The organism is Amycolatopsis rhabdoformis, assembly GCF_035918295.1.
In the GTDB taxonomy this organism is placed as follows: domain Bacteria; phylum Actinomycetota; class Actinomycetes; order Mycobacteriales; family Pseudonocardiaceae; genus Amycolatopsis; species Amycolatopsis rhabdoformis.
In genome coordinates this window covers 8,133,310-8,150,844 of sequence record NZ_CP142149.1, presented here as the reverse complement: position 1 = coordinate 8,150,844, position 17,535 = coordinate 8,133,310, and the positions used below count along the sequence as shown (strand labels likewise).

Annotated in this window: 19 protein-coding genes; 8 read left to right on the top strand and 11 right to left on the bottom strand. The window is 69.4% G+C overall.

Going from position 1 to position 17,535, the window contains the following annotated elements; translation table 11 throughout:
* Window positions 1–46: 46 nt before the first annotated feature.
* Entirely contained in the window at window positions 47–511 is a 465-nt protein-coding gene (locus tag VSH64_RS37615) for a DUF6474 family protein (protein ID WP_326567508.1), read from the top strand.
* Window positions 512–579: 68 nt separating this feature from the next.
* On the opposite strand, the gene VSH64_RS37610 is transcribed toward VSH64_RS37615, so the two are convergent.
* The 6 genes from VSH64_RS37610 to VSH64_RS37585 form a co-directional block, all read right to left on the bottom strand.
* The gene (locus tag VSH64_RS37610; protein ID WP_326567507.1) at window positions 580–915 is read right to left on the bottom strand and encodes a winged helix-turn-helix transcriptional regulator; all 336 of its coding nucleotides are present in this window, start codon (window positions 913–915) and stop codon (window positions 580–582) included.
* A 10-nt stretch (window positions 916–925) separates the two neighbouring features.
* Window positions 926–1,495, bottom strand: coding sequence for an NADPH-dependent FMN reductase (locus VSH64_RS37605; RefSeq protein ID WP_326567506.1), 570 nt, complete (start codon window positions 1,493–1,495; stop codon window positions 926–928).
* A 115-nt stretch (window positions 1,496–1,610) separates the two neighbouring features.
* The gene (locus tag VSH64_RS37600) at window positions 1,611–2,582 is read right to left on the bottom strand and encodes a glycine betaine ABC transporter substrate-binding protein (protein ID WP_326567505.1); all 972 of its coding nucleotides are present in this window, start codon (window positions 2,580–2,582) and stop codon (window positions 1,611–1,613) included.
* Window positions 2,582–3,361 (bottom strand): ABC transporter permease, encoded by a 780-nt coding sequence (locus VSH64_RS37595; protein WP_326567504.1) that lies wholly within the window; start codon window positions 3,359–3,361, stop codon window positions 2,582–2,584. Before VSH64_RS37595 ends, VSH64_RS37600 begins: the two co-directional genes overlap by 1 nt.
* Window positions 3,358–4,560 (bottom strand): ABC transporter ATP-binding protein, encoded by a 1,203-nt coding sequence (locus tag VSH64_RS37590; protein ID WP_326567503.1) that lies wholly within the window; start codon window positions 4,558–4,560, stop codon window positions 3,358–3,360. Before VSH64_RS37590 ends, VSH64_RS37595 begins: the two co-directional genes overlap by 4 nt.
* On the bottom strand, window positions 4,553–5,200 hold the full coding sequence (locus tag VSH64_RS37585) for an ABC transporter permease (RefSeq protein ID WP_326567502.1): 648 nt from the start codon (window positions 5,198–5,200) through the stop codon (window positions 4,553–4,555). The genes VSH64_RS37590 and VSH64_RS37585 overlap by 8 nt, the downstream gene beginning before the upstream one ends.
* 345 nt (window positions 5,201–5,545) lie before the next feature.
* Between VSH64_RS37585 and VSH64_RS37580 the strand changes: the two genes are divergently transcribed.
* The 4 genes from VSH64_RS37580 (at window position 5,546) to VSH64_RS37565 (ending at window position 8,446) form a co-directional block, all read left to right on the top strand.
* Complete coding sequence (locus VSH64_RS37580) at window positions 5,546–6,040, top strand: hypothetical protein (protein ID WP_326838136.1); 495 nt, start codon at window positions 5,546–5,548, stop codon at window positions 6,038–6,040.
* A gap of 73 nt (window positions 6,041–6,113) precedes the next feature.
* Complete coding sequence (locus VSH64_RS37575; RefSeq protein ID WP_326567501.1) at window positions 6,114–6,857, top strand: YcnI family copper-binding membrane protein; 744 nt, start codon at window positions 6,114–6,116, stop codon at window positions 6,855–6,857.
* A complete protein-coding gene (locus tag VSH64_RS37570) occupies window positions 6,858–7,421 on the top strand; it encodes a copper resistance CopC family protein (protein ID WP_326567500.1) in 564 nt (187 codons plus the stop codon).
* Window positions 7,418–8,446 (top strand): copper resistance D family protein, encoded by a 1,029-nt coding sequence (locus tag VSH64_RS37565; RefSeq protein ID WP_326567499.1) that lies wholly within the window; start codon window positions 7,418–7,420, stop codon window positions 8,444–8,446. The genes VSH64_RS37570 and VSH64_RS37565 overlap by 4 nt, the downstream gene beginning before the upstream one ends.
* Before the next feature lie 257 nt (window positions 8,447–8,703).
* Here the strand turns inward: VSH64_RS37565 and VSH64_RS37560 are convergent, their stop codons facing one another.
* Both VSH64_RS37560 and VSH64_RS37555 read right to left on the bottom strand, forming a co-directional pair.
* Window positions 8,704–9,564, bottom strand: coding sequence for a phosphotransferase family protein (locus tag VSH64_RS37560; protein ID WP_326838135.1), 861 nt, complete (start codon window positions 9,562–9,564; stop codon window positions 8,704–8,706).
* A 70-nt stretch (window positions 9,565–9,634) separates the two neighbouring features.
* Window positions 9,635–10,942 (bottom strand): helix-turn-helix transcriptional regulator, encoded by a 1,308-nt coding sequence (locus VSH64_RS37555; protein WP_326567498.1) that lies wholly within the window; start codon window positions 10,940–10,942, stop codon window positions 9,635–9,637.
* Between the two features lie 489 nt (window positions 10,943–11,431).
* Here VSH64_RS37555 and VSH64_RS37550 point away from each other — a divergent pair, with 489 nt between their 5' ends.
* Both VSH64_RS37550 and VSH64_RS37545 read left to right on the top strand, forming a co-directional pair.
* Complete coding sequence (locus VSH64_RS37550; protein ID WP_220245493.1) at window positions 11,432–11,776, top strand: hypothetical protein; 345 nt, start codon at window positions 11,432–11,434, stop codon at window positions 11,774–11,776.
* Window positions 11,777–11,789: 13 nt separating this feature from the next.
* Window positions 11,790–12,206, top strand: coding sequence for a hypothetical protein (locus VSH64_RS37545; protein WP_326567497.1), 417 nt, complete (start codon window positions 11,790–11,792; stop codon window positions 12,204–12,206).
* 359 nt (window positions 12,207–12,565) lie between these two features.
* Here VSH64_RS37545 and VSH64_RS37540 read toward each other — a convergent pair whose 3' ends face one another.
* Both VSH64_RS37540 and VSH64_RS37535 read right to left on the bottom strand, forming a co-directional pair.
* Complete coding sequence (locus VSH64_RS37540) at window positions 12,566–13,831, bottom strand: MFS transporter (protein ID WP_326567496.1); 1,266 nt, start codon at window positions 13,829–13,831, stop codon at window positions 12,566–12,568.
* Window positions 13,824–15,158 carry a GH1 family beta-glucosidase gene (locus VSH64_RS37535; protein ID WP_326567495.1) on the bottom strand — a complete coding sequence of 445 codons (1,335 nt, stop codon included), beginning with the start codon at window positions 15,156–15,158 and terminating at the stop codon, window positions 13,824–13,826. The genes VSH64_RS37540 and VSH64_RS37535 overlap by 8 nt, the downstream gene beginning before the upstream one ends.
* A 186-nt stretch (window positions 15,159–15,344) precedes the next feature.
* On the opposite strand from VSH64_RS37535, the gene VSH64_RS37530 reads away from it, so the two are divergent.
* Window positions 15,345–15,971 carry a TetR/AcrR family transcriptional regulator gene (locus tag VSH64_RS37530; protein WP_326567494.1) on the top strand — a complete coding sequence of 209 codons (627 nt, stop codon included), beginning with the start codon at window positions 15,345–15,347 and terminating at the stop codon, window positions 15,969–15,971.
* Here VSH64_RS37530 and VSH64_RS37525 read toward each other — a convergent pair.
* Window positions 15,944–17,326, bottom strand: coding sequence for a MerR family transcriptional regulator (locus tag VSH64_RS37525; RefSeq protein ID WP_326567493.1), 1,383 nt, complete (start codon window positions 17,324–17,326; stop codon window positions 15,944–15,946). The genes VSH64_RS37530 and VSH64_RS37525 overlap by 28 nt on opposite strands.
* Window positions 17,327–17,535: the final 209 nt, after the last annotated feature.

Below are 17,535 nucleotides of genomic sequence, written 5' to 3'. Positions count from 1 at the left end.
TCGCGGACCAGTAAGTTCGACCCCGACGCTTAGCAGGAGGTGGGCCATGGCGCGCAAGGCCAAAGAAGACGCGGGTGAAGCTCGGATCACCCCGAAGAAGGCGAAGAACGCGATCGCGGTGGCCAAGGTGATCGGGCCGGCCGTGATCCCGGTGGTCGCGCCGTACGCGGTGCGCGCGGCGGGCGCGGCCCGCGAGCTGTACGACCGCTACCAGGCGCGCAAGCTCGGCGTCGCCGTGGACCAGCTCGGCGAGTTCTCCGGCCGCGGCGCCGCGCTGCACGCGCGGATCGCCGGGCTCGTGCAGGGGCTGACCGAGCTGCGGAAGTCGAGCAAGGCCACCGAAGCCGACACCCAGTTCGTGACCGACACCCAGGGCACCCTCGAACAGCTCTCGGCCACGGTCCGCGCGGCCGAGCGGATGCCGGCCGCCCGGCGCAAGGCCGCGCACCGGGCGGTGGCGACCGAACTCGACGCGCTGGAGGAACAGCTGCTGCACCGGCTCGGCGTCTGAGCGCGAGCCGGGCCGCTCACCTGAAGTGGTGACCGGCCCGGCTACCTCGACCATCCACACCGCTCGCGTCACTCCGGCAGCGGGATCCACTTGTGCGACCACGCGATCACGGCGTCGAGCACCGGCTCGAGGTCCTGGCTCTTGGCCGTGAGGTGGTACTCCACCTGCAGCGGCGTGGTGGTGAGCACCCGCTTGTCCAGCAGGCCCTCCTCCTCCAGCTTCCGCAGCCGCTGCGCCAGCATCGTGTCGCTGACGCCGGGCACCGCGGCCCTGATCTGGGCGTAGCGGTGGTGACCGGTGAAGACCGCACGCAGGATCGCGCCCGTCCAGCGCGTGCCGATGAGCTCGATCGCCGCGTGGAAGCGCGTGCACACGCGGTGGACTTCCTCCTCGTGCCGGTCCACGGTCACTCCCTCAGTTGCCCGTCCGCAGCGGCGACAGCGACTCGGTCACGCGCACGAGCTCGTCGAACATCGCCTTCGCGGAGGTCTCCACGATCTCGTTGGGCACGAACTCGCCCGCCTCGCTGATGAACTGGTTCACGAACGGCACCGACACCGCGTCGAACACCGGCGTCATGCGCAGCGTGGTCACGACCTGCTTGATCTGCTGCACCGCGCGCGTGCCCGCCGCGACGCCGCCGTAGCTGACGAGGCCGACGGCCTTGTACTTCCACTCGTTGTGCAGGTAGTCGATGGCGTTCTTCAGCTCGGCGTTGTAGCCGTAGTTGTACTCCGGCATCACGAACACGAACGCGTCCGCTTCGGACACCTTCGCGCTCCAGTCCTTCGTGTGCTGGTGCTCGTACTGGCCCAGGCGCGGGTGCTTCGGCTCGTTGAAGAAGGGCAGGTTGACCTCGGCGAGGTCGACGAGCTCGACGTCGAAGCCGCCGTGCGCGACCGCCGCGGTCTCCGTCCACTTCGCCACCGGCAGGCCCACGCGACCCGGACGAGTGCTCGCCAGGATGATCTCAAGCTTCGGCAACGCCTCCGCCTCCTCCCGGCCCGACGCGCGGGCCGCTCGACTAAGGAATCCTGAGTAACTTAGCATTCCTTAGCGAGCGGCCATTCCACACGGGCCCGGAGTGTGGCCGGGGTTACTACTTGATGAAGCCCTTGTCGATCATCCACTGGTGCGCCACCACACCGGCGTCCTTGCCGTCGACGTCGACCTGCTTGCACAGCTGCACCATCTGCTGGTTGTCGATCGCCGCGGTCACCTTCTCGAGCGGGCCCCGCATCGCGGGGTGCTGGTTGAGGTAGTCCGTGCGCATCGTCACCGCGGCGTTGTACTGCGGGAACGCCTTCTTGTCGTCTTCGAGCACCTGCAGGTTGAGCCCGGAGATCCGGCCGTCGGTGGTGAACACCTCGCCGATCGGACAGGTCCCGTTGGCCACGGCGGAGTAGATCGTGCCGATGCCGAAGTTCTCGATCTTCGGGTTCTGGAAGCCGTAGGCCTTCACCGCGGCCGGGAAGCCGTCCTGGCGGCTGGTGAACTCCGTCTCCAGGCAGAAGCGCGCCTGGTCGGGGTGCGACTTGAGGAACGTCGCCAGGTCCGAGGTGGACTTGAGGTTGTTCTTCTTCGCGTACTCCTGGGTCGTGGCGAACGCGTACTGGTCGTTGAGCGGCGAGTACTTCAGCCAGGTCACGCCGTTCTTCTCGGCGTCGGCCTTCGCGGTCGCGTCGTACTGCGCCTGCTCACCGCCGGGCACCGGAAGCTCGTTGCCCTGGTAGTTGATCCAGCCGGTGCCGGTGTACTCCCACGTGACGTCGGTCTGCCCGTTGAGCAGCGCCTGGCGCGACGAGTTCGACCCCTTGATGTCGGTGAGGTCCACGACGTCGGCACCGGCGGCGCTCAGCGCCATCTCCGCCATGTAGCCCAGGATGATGTTCTCGGTGAAGTCCTTCGACCCCACCACCACCCGCACGCCCTGCACGCCGGGCGTCGGCTGGATGGAACCGGGCTGGATCGAGTACGGCACGGACGTGTTGAGGTCGAGCCCGCACGCCGAGAGCGTCCCGGCGAGCAGCGCGGCGCCGGCGAGGACACCCGCCTTCTTCAGGACGTTCATCAGCGCAGCCCCTTCGGTCCGAAGTACTGTTCCGCCACCGCGCCCAGCCAGTCGACCAGCAGCGCGAGCGCGACGGCCAGCACCGAACCCGTGATCAGCACCTTCGTGAGGTTGAGCTTGTAGCCGGTGTCGATCAGCAGGCCGAAACCGCCGGCGTTCACGAACATGCCGAACGTCGCGGTGCCCACCGCCAGCACCAGCGACGTGCGCAGGCCGGCCAGGATCAGCGGGATCGCCAGCGGGAACTCCACGCGCCACAGCACGGCCGACGAGGACATCCCGATGCCGCGCCCGGCGTCGATCAGCGCCGGGTCCACCTGCTGCAGGCCCACCATCGTGTTCCGCAGCACGGGCAGCAACGAGTAGAACGCCAGCGGCAGCGCCGCCACCCACAGGCCACCGACGGCGCCGGTGACGATGAACCACAGCACCAGCACACCGAGCGCGGGCGCGGCCTGGCCGATGTTGGCGATCGCGAGGAACACGGGCGCGAGGAACCGCGCCCACCGCCGCGTGACCAGGACGCCGAGCGGCACGGCCAACAGCACCACGAGCACCACCACGACCAGCGTCATGGCGACGTGGTCGCGCAGCGCCGTGAGCAGGGAGGTCGCGTTGAGCGTGGTCGCCTCGGTGGCGGTGATGCCGGTGCCGAACACGATGCCGAGCGTGATCGCCACCAGCAGCACCACGGCGATGGGCTGGGCGAACAGGCGGAAGCGCTCTGCACCGCGGGAGCCGGATTCGGTGGAGAAGCCCGCTTCGACGACGGCTGTCACTGCGAAACACCCCCGACCGGCTCGTGGTCGTCCGCGTGTTCGTCACGCAGCTGCTGGATCGTGTTGATCACGGTGTCGAGCTCGATCGTGCCGGCGAACTCGCCGCGCGCACCGGTGACCGGCACCGAACCGCCCTCGGCGAGCATGGCTTCCAGCGCGTCCTGCAGCGTCGACTGCAGGCTCACGATGTCGCGCAGCGGCTTGCCGGCCGTGGCCAGCGACGACGCCACCGTGAGCTCGCGCCGGTGCACCCAGCGCAGCGGCCGGCGGCGGGCGTCGAGCACCAGCACGAAGTGCTTGCGCTGCTGGTCGAGCTTGGCCGCGATCTCCGACGGGATCTCGTCGAGGCCCGCGGTGAGCGCGTCCTGCTTCAGCTCGACGTCGCGCACGCGCATCAGCGTGAGCTGCTTGAGCGAAGCACCCGCGCCGACGAAGCCGGCGACGGTGTCGTCGGCCGGGTTGGCGAGGATCGCGTCCGGGGTGTCGTACTGCAGGATCTTCGACTCGTTGCCGAGCACGGCGATCTTGTCGCCGAGCTTCACGGCCTCGTCGAAGTCGTGCGTGACGAACACGATCGTCTTGCGCAGCTCGGTCTGCAGGCGCAGCAGCTCGTCCTGCAGGTTGCCGCGCGTGATGGGGTCCACCGCGCCGAACGGCTCGTCCATCAGCAGCACCGGCGGGTCGGCCGCGAGCGCGCGGGCCACGCCGACGCGCTGCTGCTGACCACCGGAGAGCTGGCGCGGGAAGCGGTCGCGGAAGTCGGCCGGGTCGAGCCCGACGAGGTCCATCATCTCCTCGACGCGCGCGCTCACCTTCTTCTTGTCCCAGCCGAGCAGCCCCGGCACCACGCCGATGTTCTGCGCCACGGTGAAGTGCGGGAACAACCCGGCCTGCTGGATCGCGTAGCCGATGCGCCGGCGCAGGGTGTCGACGTCGAGCTTCAGCGCGTCTTCACCACCGATGGTGATGCGCCCGGACGTCGGCTCGATCAGGCGGTTGATCATCCGCATCGTGGTGGTCTTGCCACAGCCGGACGGGCCGACCAGCACCACGATCTTGCCCGCCGGCACGATCATCGAGAAGTCGTCGACGGCGGGTGCGCGCGTGCCCGAGTAGCGCTTGGTGACGTGGTCCAGCTCGATCTCGGCGCCGGAGACGTGGTCTTCGACGGCGTGGTCTTCAGCAGCGTGCTCAGCCACGGAGCCCCCTCGTTACGGTCAATCGCTTGATCAGGACATAGATGGCGTCGAGCACGAGCGCGAGGATCACGACGCCGACGGTGCCCGTGAGGGCCTGGTTGAGCGAGTTCGCACTGCCCGCGTTGGTGAGGCCGGAGAAGACCTCCGACCCCAGGCCGGGGCCCTTCGCGTAGGCCGCGATCACCGCGATGCCCATCAGCATCTGCGTCGCGACGCGCATGCCGGTGAGGATCGCCGGCCACGCGAGCTTCAGCTCGACGCGGGTGAGCACGGAGAACCGGCTCATGCCGATGCCGCGCGCCGCGTCGGTCACCGCCGGGTCGACCCCGGCGAGGCCGACGATCGTGTTGCGCACGATCGGCAGCAGGCCGTAGAGCACCAGGACGATGACGGAGGTGGTGGAACCGAGGCCCGAGAGCGGGATCAGCAACCCGAGGAGGGCGAACGACGGAACGGTCAGGATCGTGCTGGCCAGCGCGGTGGCGACGGCCGAGCCGATGGGGCTGCGGTACACCGCGACGCCGATCGCCACACCGAGCAACGCGGCGAGGATCGTGCACTGCACGACCATGCTCGTGTGCAGGTAGGCCTGTAGCCACAGCCGATCCCACCGGTCCGAGATGTACTCGAAGAGGTTCATGCGTATTCGATCTCCTGCCGCTAGTGAGGAGCCCCAGACGTCACCCGTTCGGAGTAGCTCGTCAACCGGGAGGGTGACTACCCACAACGAAAGCGGACCAAACCTCCCGTCTCACCGTTGGTCAGGCCACCGTTTCGCATCCTGAGACGATCGGCAACCGAAGCGAGTGGCCCGGCCGAGCGGTCGTCACCTGATCGCAACGCTCCGACCAGCATTTACTTGAACGTTCACCGAGACGCTGCTCACAGCCCGAAAGTCCTCGTTCACGCGCCGGAGTGCCGATAAGCTGCCTCGGTGAGCACCCGCACCCGGCACCGCGGCGCGCTCGCCGCTGCCCGTGGCGGGCTGCTCGCAGCGAGCTCGGCGTCACTCGCGGTGACCGCACACGGCGTCGCCGACGGCGGACTTCCCGACCCGGCGCTCACGGTGCTGCTCACCGGCCTGCTCGGCTGGACGGCCACCGCGTTCGCCGACAAGGCCCGCGGCCGCCTCGCCACCGTCGCCGTGCTCGGCGCCGGCCAGCTCGTGATGCACCTCGTGCTCACCACGCTCGCCGACCACGACGCCCACCCGGTGGCCGGCTGGGCGAGCGGCTGGACGATGACGGCCACGCACGCCGTGGCCACCCTGATCACCGCGTTGCTGCTCGCGCGCGCCGACGCGTTGCTGCTCGCCGTGCTGCACGTGGTGCGCGCGGTCCTGCCGCGCCTCACGCCCCCACTGCCCGTGCCCTCCGGCGCGGCGGTGGCGCTCCCGCCGCGACCCACCCGGTCCGCGGCGATCCTCCACGTCGAGCTGCGGCGCGTCCGCGGCCGGCGCGGGCCACCCGTCCTGTCCTGAACCCGGATTCCCTTTCCCGCACCGGTGGAGCCCCGAAAGCTCTCCACCGGATCACCCCTGTTCAGGAGCAGTTGTGTCCCATCACGTCTTCAAGCGCGCCGGCGTGCTCGCCGCCACCGTCGGCATCACCGGCCTGCTCGGCGCCGGCATCGCGTCGGCCCACGTCACCGCCAACGTCTACGGCGCCCAGGCCACCCAGGGCGGTTACGGCGCGATCTTCTTCCGCGTTCCCAACGAGGACGCGAAGCTCGGCACCATCGGGCTCGAGGTGGACTTCAAGCCGGAGTACGGCATCGGCAGCGTGAGCACCAAGCCGATGACCGGCTGGACCGCGCAGGTCACCAAGTCGCCGCTCCCGCAGCCGGTGACCACCGCGTCGGGCACCAAGATCACCGAGGCCGTGACCAAGGTCGTCTGGACCGCGGAGGCCGGCACCAAGATCGGCCAGAACCAGTTCCAGGAGTTCGAGGTGAGTGCCGGGCCGCTGCCCGGCAACGTCGACCAGCTCGAGTTCCCGGCCATCCAGACCTACGAGGGTGGCAAGGTGGTGTCGTGGAACCAGACGGCGACGCCCGGCGGTGAAGAGCCGGAGCACCCGGCGCCCACCATCAAGCTCGCCGCCAAGACCGAAGGCGGCGACCACGCGAGCATGACGGCCAGCACCAGCAACGCCGAAGCCGCGGCCCCCGCGTCCACGGACACCACGGCCCGCTGGCTCGGCGGCGCCGGGCTGATCGTCGGCGCGCTCGGGCTCGGCATCGGCGGCGGCGCGGTCCTGCGCTCGCGGCGCACCGGAAACACCGGAGGAACCAAGTAGATGCGGAAAGCGCTCCTCGCGCTGGCGATCACCGGGGTGGCCCTGCTGGGCACGGCCACCCCGGCGCTGGCGCACAACGTGCTGATCAGCTCCGACCCGGCCGACAGCGCTTCGGTCACGACCGGTCCGGCGAAGGTCACGCTCACGTTCGACCAGTACGTGCAGAACGCCGACGTGAACCAGATCGCGGTGACCGGACCCGACGGCAACCAGTGGGCCGAGGGCCCGGTGACCGTGGAGAACAACGTGATCAGCGCTCCGCTGCGGCCGCTCGGCCCGGCGGGCAAGTACACGGTCGGCTACCGGATCCTGTCGGCCGACGGGCACCCGGTTTCGGGCGAGATCCCGTTCACGCTCACCAAGGCGGGCACCGGCACGCCGGCGAAGGTCGACGCGGCCAAAGCCTCCGGGGCACCCGCTTCGGAGGCCTCGAGCTCGGCGTCGAGCTCGACCGGGATCCCGATCTGGGTCTGGATCGCCGGAGCGGTGGTGCTGCTCGCGATCGGCCTCACCGTCGCGCTGCGCAGCGGCCGTGAGCCGAGCCAGGAGAAGACGAAGCAGTGACGAGAGCCGAGACCACCTCCACAGTCCGCTGGTCCACGCTGGTGTGCGTGGTCACCGCGGGCCTGCTGGGCGCGCTGATCGGCGTCGCCCTGACGACGATCGCCCCCGTGCCGGGGGTCGTCGAGCCCAGCGAGGTGGTCTCGGCCGCCATCCCGATCGTGCGCGTGCTGATGGACCTGGCCGCGGTCGCCACGATCGGGCTCGGCCTGCTCTCGGTGATGGTCGGCTACGACCGGCCGAAGCTCACCGAGCCGATCATGCGGCGGGCGCGCCCGGCCGCGGTCGCCGCCGCGCTGATCTGGTCGGCGACCTCGGTGGTCGCGCTGATCCTGCAGACGGCGGAGTACAAGCCCGGCAAGTCCACGCTGACCGCGAGCGACATCGGCGCGTACATCGCGGAGGTCGGCGCCGGCAAGGCGCTGGTGATCGTGGCGGTGCTGGCGCTGCTGCACGCCGGCCTCGGGTTCCTGGCGCTGCGCCAGGGCGAGAAGGTGCCGGCCGAGGTGCGCGTGGGCGTGGGCATGTTCGCGCTGCTGCCGCTGCCGGTGACCGGCCACGCGTCGAACTCGTCGTGGCACGACTACACGATGATCTCGATGGAGCTGCACGTGATGAGCGCCGTCGCCTGGTGCGGCGGCCTCGGCGCGATGATCGTGCTGCTCGCCACCAACCGCACGCTGCTGGCCCACGCGCTGCCGCGGTTCTCGAAGCTGGCCACGCTGTGCCTGATCATCTCGGCGGTCACCGGCGTGTTCAACGGCGCCGTCGAGATCCTGGCCAACCCCACCATCAGCTTCTGGGCCGGGGTGTTCACCACGCCGTACGGGCAGCTGGTGCTGCTGAAGATCGCCTGCACCGGCGCCATCGCGCTGCTCGCGGCCAACCTGCGCTGGCGGCTGATGCCGCAGATCGTGCGCCACAACCGCACGGCGCTCGTTTCGTGGGCCACGATCGAGCTCACGGTGATGGGCCTGGCGTTCGGTTTCGCGGTCGTGCTCACGCGGGCACCGGTCGCCGTTTCCTGAGCCGAGCGGCATCGCGGTGTCTCCGGCCCGCCCGAATCCGGTGTTTCCGTGCTCGTTACCTGCTGGTTCTCACCCGCGGTAGCTGCAATTTGCACTACGGGAGTAGCAGTCCTCCGTTAGAGGCGACCAGTCGGGCCGAACTTTCTACTCGCGCGGGGACCGCGCAGGTGATCTTCCGGGAAGCGACGAGTGGTCCCCTGCAGTCGTCGAATGCACGTGCAGCAGCAGATGAATGTGGCGTGGACCACTCGTCCCGGTCAGCGGTAGCGCGACCAGCCGGCGCTCGTGCGGCCGTGGCGGAGGTCGTCGAGGCGGCGGTGCAGCTCGGGCCGCACCTGCGGGTGACTGCGCAGGATCGGCAGCACGCTGGTGGTGAGCTTCAGCTCGCGCACGGCCCGCAGCACGGCGAAGCCGGACCAGGCCGTGACGTCGAAGCCGTACGCGCGGGAGAACTGCTCGTAGCGGCTCGACGGGTCCCCGAACCGCTCACGGCCCACGGCCAGCGGCGTGAGGTCCCACTCGGGCGGGCCGACGCAGGAGGAGTCGAAGTCGCACAGCACCGGTCCGTCGGGGCCGGCGATCACGTTGCCGGGGTAAGCGTCGCCGTGGACGAAGCCCCTGGCCAGCGGAAAGTCGAGCTCGCCCAGCTGCGCCTCGACCTGCGCGCAGCGCTCCAGCAGGAACGTGCGGTCGCCGTCGGCGAGCTCCTCGGCGTCGGACACGCGGGCGCGCACCGCGTCGAACGGCGCCCACTCGGCGAGGCCTTCGGGCGGGGGCAGCGCGTGGACCCTGCGCAGCAGTCCGGCCAGGTCGGCGGGGGTGGCGGGCCGGCCGACGGACGGGACCTCGTGCCACGCGGTGACCAGGTGCGGGCCCACGTGCAGCGGCTGGTCGACGCCCTCGAGCAGGCGAATCGCGGGGATGCGGTGGCGGGCGAAGTGCTCGGCCACGCGCACGACCGTGCCGACGCGGTGGCGCAGGCGCGTGGACCCGACGATGCGGACCACGACCGGGGCCGTGGCCAGGGCATACACGGCGTTGTTGGTGAAGCGCAGCAGCCGCGCGCCGGCCGGGTTCAGGCCCAGCAACGCACACGTCTCGGCCAGCGCTTCACTCAGCTTTTCGGGCGTGAACCGGCCGTCGACCGGCCCGCCCGCTGCCCCGGCCGCGCCGTCGGCGGCGGCGACCTCAGGCGGCGTAGAAGATCTTGAGCCGGTCGGCGAGGTCACGGGCGTCACCGTTGTTGCGCCGCCGCTCGGCCTCCACCTGCAGCGGCCGCAGGCGGTCCTTCACGCGCTCCGACTTGATGCTCTCGGCGTAGTCGATGGCCTTGCCGCCCACCTTGGCGCCGTGGTCGAGGTCGCCGTCGAGCAGGTGGTTGGTGGCCAGCGCGCTGAGCATGAACGTCTTGCTGCGCGCCATGTCCTCGGTGTAGGAGTCGACGGCCCTGGTCAGGGCCGGAATCGCGTACTTGGTGTGCTCGGGGTTCTTCTGCGCCAGCACGGTGTGCACGGTGCCGGTCATCGCGTAGACGTCGGTCTCGTTGAAGAACTTCACCCAGGACTCGGCGTTGACGATGTCGGCGCGCGCGAACTCGTCCTTGCTGCGGCCGAGCAGCTTCGTGGCCTGGTCCTCGTTGCCCATCATCGCGTAGGCCCAGGCCTCGTTGGCGCACAGCACGGCGACGGCGAGCTCGGAACCCGATTCCTGCGCGGCGATCTGGCCGAGCTGGAAGAGCTTCAGCGCGTCGTTGGGGGCGTCGTTGTGCAGGTAGACGCGGCCCATGCGGTAGAGGACGTTGGCCACGAGCGGGTGGCTGTCGCCCTGTTTGGCCAGGTCCAGCGCGTTGGCGAAGTGGCCGCGGGCGGAGTCCATGAGGCCGGTGTCGAACGACGTCCACCCGGCGAGGCTGTGCAGGTCGGCGAGCGCGACGAACAGCCGCTGCTTCACCGCTTCCGTCGAGCTGGACTCCAGCATCTGCTGTCCCCAGGACAGCTGCGCCACCACGGCGTCGCGGCAGAACCCGCCGCCGTACTGGTAGTCCAGGGCCCGCAACGCGCGCGTCGCGGCCTCGACCTGGCGGACGTCGGTCGTGCCGATGCGCCCGGGCGCGGGGGTGCGCGCCGGCGCCGCCGACCACGTCCCGGATTCCGAACCGAACACCGCCGCACCCATCGTGACCTGGGCGGCGTGCGCGAGGAACCTCCGTCGCTTCACGGACTCGTCCTCCTCAGCCTGCCGGCCGTCGGACGAACCGACGACCCGTATCGCCGTGGTCTCGTCGTACGCGAGACCCATGTATCCACGGGGGACACCCAGGCCGTCGGCGATTCTCGTGAGCACGTCGTACGCCATGACCTGGCGTCCCTTGAGGATCTCCGACACCTCGGACTGCGACTGGCCGGTCATCGCGGCGATCTGGCGCTGTGAGACCCCGTGCTTGCGCAACAGGCGGTACACCGCGCTGACCTCCCGGGCCGCCAGCGCAGAGCGCATTTCCGGCTGTTCCCAGGCATCGGGGGGAACCGGGCTGCCCTGGCGGGGATCAGCACCGGAACCACCGGAAACCTTGTCGCCAGCACTGGCGTCCATAACGACCCCTCACCGTCCGTTGGGCGTCGGAAGCAGACTAAGCACACCCAGAGAAGCATGGGAAACGAGCAGACAGTGTGTCTGATCGGCCCGGCCGAACTCCACTGACCGCTTACCGTGGAACCCCGCCCGGTCACCGCTATGACGCGGTTTCGACCTTCTATCGCACTCGGTTTCACTTCACTGTAGTTGTCAGATCTCCGTCACCGCCCGCACACCGGTAGCGATCACGGAGAGCTACGAAGACCGGGAAGCGACACACTCCCCCTGACAGAAGTTCTTCTGCCGGACGGGATTCGCCGGCCGACCGGAGCAGTACGGCGTAGGTCAAGCGACGACGCGGATGTGCATCTCGCAAGGTGCACACGGGACGAAGAGAGCGGTGGAGGGCCAGTGGAGTTCGTTGACTCGCTCGCAGGAGGACATGCCGGGACCGCGATGCGGCCTCTGCGGCCCGCCCCGGGCGTGCCGGGAATCGCGACCGCGACCCGGCCGGTCACCCCCTCCGCCGTGGCCGACCCCCGCACCGCGGGTGTTCGTCACTACGAAGGCGGTCAGCTGGTGTGGCGCGTGCAGTGCGGCGACCTCATCAGCCGGGAGCGCGCGGTGACGGTGTTCGTGGAAAACGACCAGGTTGTCGTCGTCTCGCCCCCCGGTGAGACCGCTCGCCTGACGTCCGGTCAGCTCGGCCAGCTCAGGGCCGCGCTCAACGAAGCCGCCAAAATGGCGGAAAGGTAACGGTGAGCTCTCCATGGATCAGGTACTCGGGCAGGTCCTCCGCAACGCGGTCTGGGAACGCCTCGACATGCTGTCCGACCTGGCGAACCGTGCCGACGCACAGTCGCTCGTCTCGGTGGCCCGCTCCGAACTGCCGCGCCTGACCGAAGGCTGGCGGGCGATGCTGCAGGCCCACGAGCCCGACGAGCGCGGCGACTGCCCCACGTGCTCCACCCGCTGGCACCGCTGCAAGGCGCCGTGCTCGGTGTGGCAGGTCGCCCACGAGCACCTGGTCGCCGGCGGCCTCGCGCCGCAGGCCCGCACCGCGGTCCGCGCGCAGGAGGAAGCCCACCCGACTCGCCGGCGCGTGCCGAACCAGGCGCGGCGCGCCACGCCCGCCGAAACCACCGGCCGCCACGCGCTGGTGAACCCCCGGGCCGTCACGGCCTGATCCCCGAGCAGGCGAGCGAGCGCCGGACCCGACTGCCCCGGTCGGCCCGGCACCGGCACCCTCGCCCCGGCCGCGGGCTGGTTCGTCCGTCCCCCGAGCGAGACGAACCAGCCCCGGTTACCCCGGACTCGGACGCGATTAATCGAAAATTATCACTGCGGGCTCTAGCGGACGGCGAAATCCGCCGCTAGGTTGAAGATCATCGCAGCCGGGCCAACCCCCTGGCTACGACCACAAACTCCGCGGGCCGGTGCCGTTGCACTCCCCTCCCCCGACCGGCACCGGCCCGCGGTTCCACTTCCCGCGATTAGTGGATTGCCCGATTACCACAAGTTCTTCCCGATTGTTTGCCGCGCTGTCTAACGAACGGCCTTCACCCGCGTGACGAGCACACCCGCGAGAACCGTCGCCAGCGCCGCCGCCCCGAACAGGGCCGGGTAACCGCCGAGGAACTTGAGGATCAGCGTCGTGAGCAGGGGCGCCACGACCTGCGGCAGCGAACCCGCGATGTTCACCACGCCGAGGTCCTTCGCCCGGTTCTGGGCGACCGGGAGCACCTGCGTGAGCATCGCGAGCGCCACCGCCATGTACACGCCGAAGCCGATGCCCAGCAGCGGCGAAGCGATCAGCGCTGCCGTCCAGGTCTGCCACACCACGAGCAGCAGCGCGGCGATCGCCATCACGGCCGAGGACGCGAGCACATACGGCTTGCGGCGCCCGGACTTGTCGGAGAAGTGCCCGGCCAGCACCGCGCCGATCACCAACGCCACGCCGTAGAGGCCCATCATGATCAGCAGCCCGTCTTCCGGATCCGGGTAGTGCACCGAGTCCTTGAGGAAGAACAGCAGGAAGAGCGTGCCGAACGCGTTGCCGAGGTTGATCATGAAGTGGCAGCCCCAGGCCCACGCGAAGTCCGGGTGCTTGCGCGGCGACACCCACAGGTCCTTGAGGAACCGCCGGAACCTCGTGCTCGGCCGGAACTCCCGCGGCAGGCGCGCGTCGGGCGTCCGCAGCACGAACGCGCCGGCGCCGGCGAGCACGATCACCGCGCACACCGCGTACCCCAGCGGCAGACCCGCCAGGTCGAGCATCACCACGACCACCACGGCGCCGAGCACCGTGCCGAGCATCTGCGCGATGCCGATCAGGCCGCCGACCTGCGCCCGCTGACCCACCGGCACCCGGTCGGCGACGCCGCAGATGAGCGTGGCGCCGAGCATGCCGTTGAGCCCGGCCTGCACCAGGCACCAGCCGATGGTCATCACCACGACGTTGGGCGCCTCGGCCAGCACCACCAGCCCGCCCGCACCGAGCACCGCGCCGAGCAGCGTCCACGGGTGGCGGCGGCCGAAGCGCGACACCGTGCGGTCGGACAGCAGGCCGACGAGCGGGTTCGCGATCAGCGCCACCGCCGCGCCGACGCCCGTGACCACGCCGAACACGGTTTCCTTGTTCACGCTGTCGAGCAGCTCGGCCTGCTGCGGCAGGAGGACCTGGATCGGCGCGTAGATGCCGAGCCACATGGCGATGTTCGCGAAGAACAGCAGGCTCATCCAGCCCGGCCGCACCCGTACGACCGGTTCGGCGAACGCTTCCGGCAGCCGGTTGGTGGTCGTGTCACTCATGGCGGACCAGCTTTCGGTACCAGGAGAAGGAGTCCTTGGGCGTACGGCGCTGAGTTTCGTAGTCCACGTGCACGAGGCCGAAGCGGGGTGCGTAACCCTTGGACCACTCGAAGTTGTCGAGCAGGGACCACACGAAGTAGCCGCGCACGTCCACGCCGGCGTTCATCGCTTCGCGCAGGGCCCGCAGGTGGCCGTCGAGGAAGTCGATGCGTTCGGGGTCGTGGACCTGGCCGGTCTCGTCGGGTTCGTCGGCGAAGCTGCAGCCGTTTTCGGTGAGGTAGACCGGTGGAAGGTGCTCGCGGTAGCGGTCCTGGAAGGACACCAGCAGCTCGCGCAGGCCCTGGGGCACGATCGGCGAGTCGTTGGTCGTCATCGGGTAACCCTCGACCGGCCGCAGCTCGAACGGAAGAGGATTCCCCTCGCCGGGTGCCGCGACGCCCTGGGGTTCGTAGTAGTTCACGCCGTAGAAGTCGAGTGGCTGGTGGATCGTGGGCAGGTCGTTCGCGAAGCCCTCGGGTAGGTGCGGGTGGATCTGCTCGGGGTAGGTGCCGAGCAGGAGCGGGTCGGCGAAGGTGCGGTTGAGCAGGGCGTCGAGCCAGGTTTTGGCGGCTTCGGTCTTGTCGTCTTCGTCGGTGTTGTTGTCGACGGCCCAGATGGGTGAGTGGTTGTTGGCGGTGCCGATGTTGTCGGCGCCGGCGGCCCGCAGCGCCTGCGTGGCGAGGCCGTGGGCGAGGTTCTGGTGGTGGGCCGTGGGCAGGGCGTCGAGCAGGAGGAACTGGCCGGGGGCGTACTCGCCGATGCCGTAGCCGTAGATCGACATGACCATGGGCTCGTTGAGCGGGATCCACAGCTTCACCCGGTCGGCGAAGCGCTCACCGATGATGGCGGCGTACTCGGCGAAGTGGTGCGCGGTGTCGCGGTTGAGCCAGCCGCCGGCGTCTTCGAGCGCTTGGGGCGTGTCCCAGTGGTAGAGCGTGACCGCGGGGGCGATGCCGGCGGCGCAGACCTCGTCGATGAGCTTGTCGTAGAAGGCGAGGCCCTCGGCGTTGGGCTTGCCGGTGCCGGTGGGCTGGATGCGCGGCCAGGCGATGGACATCCGGTAGGCGCCCACGCCGAGTTCCGCCATCAGGGCGATGTCTTCGGAGTAGCGGTGATAGTGGTCCGCCGCTACTTTGGCGTCCTCACCGCGCGCGATCTTGCCGTCGGTCGCGGTGAAGGTGTCCCAGACGGACGGTCCGCGGCCGGCTTCGGCCGTGGCGCCTTCGATCTGGAACGCCGAGGTCGAGACACCCCACAGGAATTCGGGCGGGAAGGTCGGATAGTCCACCGGCGGAACACACCTTTCTCATCCGGCCACCCGGTCGGGTGAACATGAAAAGTTCTCATATGCTAGGTCGTCACTCGTCCAGGGGGAAGCCCACAAGGGCGCTAAAGTCCCAGATCAGACGAGTGGTTCCGCCGCAGCCGGCGGGACGGGGAGCGCATGAACAGCGAGAAAGACCGAGGAACGACAGTGTCCGAGACCCAGGCGGAGACCACTCCGCTGAGGCGCAAGCCCGTGCAGCAGCGCAGCGCCAAGCGCGTCGAGCAGATGCTCGACGCCAGCGCGCAGCTCATCGACGAGCTCGGCTACGACGCGTTGACGACCACCCTGATCGCCAAACGCGCCAACGTCGCGGTCGGCTCGCTGTACCAGTTCTTCCCCGACAAGCGGGCCGTCGTGCAGGCGCTCACCCAGCGGAACCTGGAGCGCTTCGTAGCCGCCGTGAACGAGCGGCTGAAGGAACTCAACCCCGAACACTGGTGGAACGTCGTCGACTCCGTGCTCGACATCTACCTGCGCATGCACCGCGAGGTGCCGGGCTTCTCGAAGGTCCACTTCGGTGACGTCATCGACGTCCAGCTCCTCGACGAGGAACGCGACAACAACTCCGTGATCGTCGACTCGCTGGTCGACATCCTGCGCGTCCAGGTCGACCGCCCGGCCGACGAGCTGCGCTTCGCCATCGCGATCGCCAACGAAACCGCCGACGCCCTGCTGAAGCTCGCCTTCCGCCGCGACCCCCAAGGCGACGAGCGGATCGTGGCGGAGGCCAAGCACGTGGTGAAGGGCTACCTGGCCAGCAAATTCGGCGAGTGACGGCGCACGGCAGTTTCGAACCAGCGCATCTTCGGCGCCAGGTCGGTGGGGGCGGCCCAGCCGTTGATCTCGGCGAGTAGGCGCAGGTAACGGTCTCGTCGGGGGTCGGTGGCCTGGGTGATGCGGACCAGGTCCTGCCGCGTCGGGTTGACCCTGCGGACGGCTGCGGCGCCTTGCGGTCCGGTGGGGTCACCGGTGGTGGCTTCTTGGGCGATCCGGGCGAGGACGTCCGGGGTTCGTCCGTGTTGCTGTTCGGCTTGGCTCCGGAGCAGGGTGCGGAAGTCCTGGTCTTGGGTGAGGTCGGTGAGCTCGGTCCAGGCGGCTAGCTGGGCCGGGGTCGGGTCGTCGGGCAGCTCGGGAGTGAGGGTGCGCTTGAGGCCCTGCGACGCTGGTGTCTGGGTGATGAAGACGGCTTCGAGGAAGTCGTTGACCAGGGCTTTTCTGGCGGTTGCTGAGAGGTCTTGCATGATGTCGAGCTCCTGATCTCCGGCGTCTCCGTGGGCTATGGCCTGCAGGATCGTGTGGCGGGTTTGGAGTTCGTGGATCTGGTTGCTGACTCGGTTCGCTTCTTGCTGGGCCACCTCGGTCAGGTCGGCTTCTTTGTCGAGCAGGGCGCGGATGGTGCGGATGGCGATGCCGAGCGCCCGGAGGGTGCGGATCAGGCGAACTCTGGCGACCGCGTCCTGGCGGTACTGGCGGCGGCCGGCGGTGTCGCGGCCGACGGTGGGGACGAGGCCGATGTCGGAGTAGTAGCGGAGGGCTTTGACGGTGAGGCCGGTTTGGTGGGCCAGGTCGGTGATGGTGAGGGTGGGGTTGGTGGTTGTGGAGGGGTGTAGCGGCGGGTCTTCGGGCCGGTTGTGTGTTTCGGGAGTTTCTGGCGGGTCCAGGGGTGGGTTGGCCGGAGTGAGGGAGTTTGGCGGGTCGGCTGACGTGGGGGCGTGTGCTGCCGTGGAATCCACCGGATCTGCCGCCACATGGTCTTCTGCCGGGTCGGCTGTCGCCGGATGACTTTCTGGCACGTCCCCGATCGCGGACGTGTGTGCTGCCGCGGCTTCCGCAGGGTCCGCCGCCGCATCGTCTTCAGCCTGGTCGACTGCCGCGAGGCTGATTCCTGACTCGTCGCCGATCGCGTGCGTGGGTACTGCGGCGGGATCCAGTGGTTCGGCTGCCAAATGGTCCTCTCGCGGGTCGTCTGCCATCGCGGGGTGACGGGCCGCCGCAGCAGCTTCCTGGCCGACTGTCGCGGTGGCTGTCGCTGCGCCGAGTGCTGCTGACGTTGCCGCCGGGTGGTCTGCTCCGGGGTCATCCGCTTCGAAGTCGTTTGCGTCGGGATCGTCGTGCGCCGCGTGTTCCACAGGGGTCAGCTTGCCTGCTCCCCTTGCTGGAGCCGCAAGGAATTCGTGTTGTCCACAGGAGTTATCCACAACTCGCGTCTGCTGTGGACAACTCGGCCGTTTAGGCTTCCGCGCGCCTTTGGGCCGGTAGAATGGAATCGGGGCGTCCCCCGTGGTGGGCGGGGGTTCCGGCAAAGTCGTTTGGGGCGGGTTGCAGGGCGGCACGGTCT